The 6,450-nt window shown below is 34.9% G+C and carries 2 protein-coding genes; both read left to right on the top strand.

Annotated elements, in window-relative coordinates:
- The coding region (locus tag DRF75_RS04810) for a DUF3514 domain-containing protein (protein ID WP_129992763.1) at positions 1-1,934 on the top strand (1,934 nt) is incomplete at its 5' end.
- Positions 1,935-2,434: 500 nt separating this feature from the next.
- Complete coding sequence (locus DRF75_RS04805) at positions 2,435-5,776, top strand: hypothetical protein (RefSeq protein WP_129992762.1); 3,342 nt, start codon at positions 2,435-2,437, stop codon at positions 5,774-5,776.
- Positions 5,777-6,450 lie beyond the last annotated feature (674 nt).

Here is a 6,450-nt window from a genome sequence, read left to right as displayed (position 1 = left end):
AAAAACAAGACAATGCAGTTCTAGATAGCATAGAATCAGGATCTTCTGAAGTAATGACAAAAGTTCAAAGTGAAAGTTCAGAACATGGTCAAACAGTTGGTGGTATTAGTGATCAATCTAATGTTCAAGAACAGTGTGTAAATTTAGAGGAATCTGGTATTAATGACCTTACAAAAAAGGCAAAAGCAGAATTACTTAAACAGGAGCTACATGAGTTAAACATGAGCCTTGAACCAGATGTATCATCTGATCAATTAAGTAAGGAGCAAAATACTGAGTTGTTTGAAAAAGCATGGGATGAGTTAACTGTATTACCTCAAGATATGCAATTAGAATATAAAGAAGAATGTAGTTTGGAATCGAATACATTAATAACACGTCCTTCTGTTATTGTGTCAAAGGATGAATATTTACAACTTGCTGCAAAACCAAAATATAGTAGTGTAATACTGGAAGGGTCAGATAATGTTGTTAATAGACAACTTAGCGGTCAAGTATCTGATGTTGATTTAGAAGGTGAGAAATCTAGTACAGGTATACAATTACGTGAGGTCAATACAAGGCAATATGAACAGGGGAGGAATTTAGTGTCTGAAATACCAGAAATGGCGTCTTCTGACTTCATGATAAAAACTAAAAATTCAAAGAAAAATACAAGGCAACTGAATAATAATGTAGGTAATGTTGTTAATAGTCAAATTAACGGGAGGGTGCAGAATGTCAATTTGACTTCTAGAGACTCTACTAAGGAAGGTGTGCAATTATCCGGAAATTCAAGAGAGAATTCACAGCTGGGCAATGGTCATGCAGGTGTTGCTGCTAATCGGCTTAGCGACAAAGTACAGAATACAGGTTTAGCCTCTAGAGAGTCTGAGGAAAGTGTACAATTGTCTAAGTTTGATAAACAAAGCACAACACAAAAAGAATCAGCAACGAATGTGACATCACAGGCAAAGCGATCTGCTCGGTTGATGGAGTTATCTGGTGTAGATCAAATAGTAATAAGAAATGGAGAAAGTGTTCCGTTGGGATATGAGGTATTAAATAGGGATATAAGGGTTTTTCAAGATATGCATTTTGATTATTGTGTAAATATGTTGCAAAAGGTGTTTGATCTTGAAGGAGATAAAGTTGTTGTTAACTCTGATATGGATTTATTATTACAAAATGTTTTTCATTTAAATAAAAATACATGTATTTTTCTTATCAAGAATTCTATATTGGTGCAGTTTTTTAGTATGTTTGGAATAGAATTTTTGAGTATATGTGCTGGTTCAAGGTTAAAAGAAGGTATAGTAGATAGAATTCTGGCAGATATTTTGATGGTTATAAAGAATGATGTAGATGTTCATTGCAATATATATAAAATATTGTCTAGATTTATTGTGTTAAGAAATATGTCCTACAAGTTTGAGCTTGCTTGGTTTCACGATAATATGAGAATTTTGTATAGTGCTGTTGATTCTTTAAAGCATAAAAGTACAGACGAGGAGGTGATGAACTTTATTTCTGTATCTGCTATGATGTCGTATGGTTTGTTGCACTTTGGAAAGAATATGATTCTTCGCAGAAAGGAACAGCTAAGTATACATTTTATGGAAGCTTGTAAGCTAGATTGTGAATGTGATCTCGGAGTACAGGCTTGTAATGTCTTGTTTGCTTTTGGTCCTTTATATTGTTTTGAAATATATGGTATAGCGTCGGTGCGTGGTTTGTATGTTCCGCGATCTATGATGATGCTGTGTTGTCAGCAAAATGATTGCGCTATTCTGGCATCTGTTGAAAAAGGTGATATTAATTTTAGTGTTTTTGTTCAAGAAATGGTAAAGAATTTTTATCCTTTAATTCGTCGAAATACTGTTTCGCGTTATATAAGGAATATCATGCAATGTTATCAAAGTATGATACGACCAGAGATTTGTAATGCAAGATAAAATAATTATAAGACTTTTATGTTGTTTTATTAATGTAGTGATGTGGGATAAATAAGTGTGCTTTGATTTGAAGTGGTACACATGTAACTAGCATTGTAATAGTGTATTTTATAGTGTGAAAGAAATGCAATATTGTGCCATTGATATTAAAGATGTTAAAATTGGACTGTTGATAACATGTTATCAATACATACTTGTGAAAAATTAGTGTCTTCAAATAAGAGGTGTTCACATAAAAATGGTGATTTTTATGTGAATACGTCATTTTAATTTTTCATTTTATTTGAAGAAAAATGAAATTGTTGTAAGAAAACCTCATAACAATCCTGCAATTTTGTATTGTGAGTACAATCCTTGATATTACTAAAACTGAAGAAAATGTATGCTTCAGTAATTATTATAAATTAAATATAAATATATAAAAAAAAAATTTAATAATTTAGTATCTTTATACTATACTTATTTATAAATGTGTGTTTTTATGTTGTATTATGTTTTTTGTGTCATTAGTGGTTGTATCTACTATTATTGGATTTGCAGCTACGGCGTTGCTAGAATTGGTAACCGGTAATTCTGGCGAAGAGAAAGAAAAAGAATCTGGAACGGATGAAAAATCAGAAAGTAATAAGGATGTTGTGAGGACATCAGATAAGACCCATTGTAGAACTACTGCATCTGGTAAACGAGGAAAGGTTGGTAAACATAAGAGTAGATTAAAACGTGGTAAACGGCATGCTCACAGATCTAGTAAATCTGGCCAAGGTGGGAAAAGTGCTGCGAAAGTTTTGGCTAGTACAGATGTAGCATCTCAAGCGGAAGCTCAGGAAACATCAGGTGTGAGAAGACAGCGTGCAGATAAGAAAATAGATGTGCAATCACCTGATAGAGTTGATCGAGGGCAATGTGATGAACTTAATGCTGAAACTTCATCTAGTAAGGATGTAAAATCTGAAGAAGAGGATGGAGAGAGATCGGGTCGGGGAGTGCAAGCAGTAGATGGTGAATCTAGTAAAGTTAGTGAAGAGCAAAGTAAGAAACATAGTGATGAAACTTCATCTGATAAAAATGTAAAATCTGAAGAAGGGATTAAAAGTACATCAGATCAGGACATTCAAGCGGAAGGTAATAAATCTGATAAAGGTACTCAAGATGAAGGTGAGAAGCCTGGTACTGAATCTAGTAAGGACTTGCAACGACCTAGTAGTGATACATCTGTACAAAATACAGGTGCTGGCACATCAACTCAAGACGGAGAATCTGATAAAAGTGCAGGTGCAGGAAGTGGTGGTGTTACACAAGCAACTGGTTCACAGGATCAATATTTAATTCTAGGTGCAAGGCCGAAAGAGCGTACTAGACCTGTTAAAGGTAAAAAGTCAAAGTTATCTAAGGACCCTGGTGTGCAAAAGGGTGTTGCAGCTGATACATGTCAAGTTGAGAAAGATGATAAAAGTTCTAATGGAAGTGTGAAAACAAGTAGCAAAGATAAGGAAAAGTTAGAAGAGAAAAAGCAGCCTGAGAGTGCAGAAAAAGTGATTGTGCAATCACCTGATAAAGTTGATCAAGGGCAAGGTGATAAACTTAATGCTGAAACTTCATCTAGTAAGGATGTAAAATCTGAAGAAGAGGGTGGAAAGAGATCGGATCAGGAAGTGCAAGCAGTAGATGGTGAATCTGATAAAGTTAGTGAAGAGCAATGTAAGAAACATAGTGATGAAACTTCATCTAGTAAGGATGTAAAATCTGAAGAAGAGGGTGGAAAGAGATCGGATCAGGAAGTGCGAGTAGTAGATGGTGAATCTGGTAAAGTTAGTGAAGAGCAATGTAAGAAACATAGTGATGAAACTTCATCTGGTAAGGATGTAAAATCTGAAGAAGAGGGTGGAAAGAGATCGGATCAGGAAGTGCAAGCAGTAGATGGTGAATCTGGTAAAGTTGGTGAAGAGCAAGGTAAGAAACATAGTGATGAAACTTCATCTGGTAAGGATGTAAAATCTGAAGAAGAGGATGAAACGAGATCGGATCAGGAAGTGCAAGCAGTAGATGGTGAATCTGATAAAGTTAATGAAGAGCAAGGTAAGAAACATAGTGATGAAACTTCATCTGGTAAGGATGTAAAATCTGGGGAAGAGAGTGGAAAGAGATCGGATCAGAAAGCGCAAGCAGAAAGTAATAAATCTGATAAAGGTACTCAAGATGAAGATGAGAAGCATGGTGCTGAATCTAGTAAGGACTTGCAACGGCCTAGTAGTGATACATCTGTACAAAATACAGGTGCTGGCACATCAACTCAAGACGGAGAATCTGATAAAAGTGCAGGTGCAGGAAGTGGTGGTGTTGCACAAGCACCTGGTTCACAGGATCAATATTTAGCTCTAGGTGCAAGGCCGAAAAAGCGTACTAAACCTGTTAGGGTGGAGAAGTCCAAGCCAACTGAGAAGTCTAATGTACAAGGAGCTATGGCAGCTAGTTCAGTTCATGTAGATCAAGGCGAAGTCCTTGGTGACAGCTCTTTACTTGAAGGTGCAAAGCCAAAAGATCGTTCTACTAAAGGTAAAGGACCTAAGCCACCTGAGAGACCTAAAAAACCTGCAGTTCAGTTTTTTGATTGGGATAGTGGGAGTTATAGTGAGAAAGATCCTTTTCTTGTGCAAAGTGAAAAGGAGTTTAAAAAGGATAGTGCTGCAACTCAACAAGAAGTAGGATTGACAACTAGTGTAACACAAGTGGATGCAATGCCTGTGGAAAAAAAAACTGGTGAGCTTGCAATGCTTGTACAAGTAACTGTGGTTAATGGAAATCCTGTGATTACTGTGCCAAGAGGGGCATTCAAATTATCTTTAGTGAACAGAGATAACATGTCGCAACAATTGCCTTACAAAAAACACCGAAATTTTCAAGACAGAATGTCTCAGCTGAAGCACATGCAGTTTATATACTGCTACAATATGTATAAAAATATGTTTTGTGTAGAGCATGGGTATTTAAGTTTTAATCAATGTATGATACAAAGTTTAATGATTTCAGATGCACAATATATGGATTTATTGTGTTTTGTTATGAAAAATGCTTACTTATTGTGTTGTACACAAGTATTTAACAATACTGCACTGCGAAATAGTTTGGTTTGGAATGGTTGGTTTGTCTCAAATCCGAATGAAGTTGATATTATTGTTTTTCAATCTATGCATTATATGTATTCTTGTAGTGCACATGAATTAAAAGAATATTTAAGTTTGCTTTTTAACAAGTACATAGCCTTAAAACCAAAAATAGTACACAGTCCATTGTATTTTAAAAGGTTATTGCTTCTGTTATGTAATCTTGTGAATAGGAGATTATGTGTTGCTGGGTGTTCTGAGCAAATATTAGATTTTGCAATAGTAAATACTGCTGTTATGTTAGGTTGTATGTATTTGAATTATAGGGATTTTAGTGACATCCCGCTTGACGCTGGTATTGATGAAATAATTGCTCATATGAAATTGAATAACTCTAGGGCAGGGGTTATTGGAGGAAAATGTCTTCTATTTTTTAGCAATGTAAACAATCTATATAGCAGTAGTGGTAATGATTTAAAGTCGGTGAAAATGTGTGGCATGCAATTTCCAAGGATACTTGTGCAACAATGTTCTGAACGCTTTCCTGTGCAACTTGGAAATGCTATTGCTACAGGAGTAGTATTTGAAGCTATTATGAAGGATCTAGCTATGCAGTTGTGTGTGCTGGTAGATAAAATGAGTGTAGAGGCTTGTGAGGAAGAGATAGATGCATATGCTGAAATATATAATAGGATAATAAATAATTTTAATGTTGGTGAAGATAAAGGACAGCAAAGATAGATGTTTGTATAAAATAAATGTGGTTCTACAAAATTAAGGTGCATAGTTACTGAGTAATGTAAAGCAGTTATTGTTTGTTTTAAGTGAGTAAGTAATGGTATTTAGTACTGATTTTCTTGGACAAGTTCTTCTAAAATTGTTGATTATATAAATCTTGTAAACATATTGAAAATATTGTAACATAAAGTATTAGGAATTTAACTTCCTTTACTTTCAGTATAAGTGTGTGTTTTTATAGCTTAACATTATGATATTATTCCTTAAGTTGTATGTGTGAAGTGGTAACACCACTGTTGTTAAATTGGTGGTTGCTGGCTCTGATGAAGCTAAAGTGAGTTGAAAAGAGTCTGTATGTAAAAGCTGAACAGTCAGACATGGTAGATGTGATGTAGAAGTAGTGTTGTGGTGCAGGTGATATATCTAATTATAGATGTTGAAACTAGTGAAGAAACAATGCAATCAAAAAGTGGTGAGTAAAGTGCACAGACAAGTGGTGTGCTCTGTCAGCGTTAAGATCTAAAAGTTACAGCTGGAAAAAGTGAAGTAAGTACTGAATCTAGTAAAGATAAAAAATGTTAGAGAAGGAGTAGGAAAAAGTGCTATCAGGAAAAGATAAAGAAGATCAACAAAAGTCTGATCAAGGTATTGGAAATAACTCTCAAACACAAGGTGAA

Origin of the sequence: Ehrlichia minasensis (assembly GCF_004181775.1) — a bacterium.
In the GTDB taxonomy this organism is placed as follows: Bacteria; Pseudomonadota; Alphaproteobacteria; order Rickettsiales; family Anaplasmataceae; genus Ehrlichia; species Ehrlichia minasensis.
The sequence above is the reverse complement of the archived record's forward strand: the minus strand, read 5'-3'. Positions and strand labels throughout refer to the sequence as shown.